Origin of the sequence: Phytobacter sp. V69 (assembly GCF_965644215.1) — a bacterium.
Classification (GTDB): domain Bacteria; phylum Pseudomonadota; class Gammaproteobacteria; order Enterobacterales; family Enterobacteriaceae; genus Phytobacter.
In genome coordinates this window covers 1-810 of sequence record NZ_CBFFRL010000468.1, presented here as the reverse complement: position 1 = coordinate 810, position 810 = coordinate 1, and the positions used below count along the sequence as shown (strand labels likewise).

The following is an 810-nucleotide window of genomic DNA, read 5'->3' as shown; positions in this document are numbered from 1 at the left end:
GCCACTAACTTCGCTTTCGACCGTGACAGTCGCTTCCATCTGCACATGGTCGGCAGCCTCTTTGGTTGTGCTGGTGGTGGATTGCTGACCCATCAGGCCGTCAATTGAGTACATGCCGTCGCTGATTTTTTCGACGATTGGCTGAGTTGGTTTGGTGTCGACAGGGTTAGCTGCCGCTGCTGCGATTTTTCCAACAACAGAAAATTCAGTTGAGAGCTTATCCAGGCTTTCAACAGGTTCCGTGCCCTGAATAACTCCGGCAACCACTGCGGCGCTGTCAATCTGGCGGGCGGCCGTGAGGGTTTCGGCGGTTGGCTTGGCGTGATCGGTTTCGGTAAGGTATGCATTTGTGTAACCGATCAGGCGCCCAGGGGTTTTATAAAACTCAGGATGAGCGCTTCTGATAACGGCAAAAATTGCCGCGCGGGAATAATCTAGAATGCCAGGCGTTTTGCGCAGCACCGCTGACCATTCTTTCCATGGGCTTTCTTTGCCAGAGATAATTTCTTTTGCGCGACGATGGATCCCGCCAGGGATGTTGTAGATATCAAAATCCATCGGTAGTGTTGCTGCTGCGATTTCGATATCCAGCGTGTCCAGGGTGTGAATGTAATCAGGGTTGCGATCGGTTGGGATGCTACCGCCAGCGGTTGTGCCAGCATCAGTGCGCTGTACAGTGGTCACCCGTTTGCCAGCAGCCCATTCTTTAACGAGCAGCCCGCGATCAATACGCGGGGTTTCAACCCAGGCTTGAGCGAACGTGATCACCGCGTTCAGTTCGTGGCGTTTATCCTGCGCAAATACCGTTTT

General features: G+C 53.2%; 1 protein-coding gene. It reads right to left on the bottom strand.

The features are described 5' to 3' along the window. Positions 1-810, bottom strand: an 810-nt coding sequence (locus tag ACSZPU_RS26035; protein WP_499004510.1) for a RecE-related exodeoxyribonuclease, incomplete at both ends; no start/stop codon positions are given.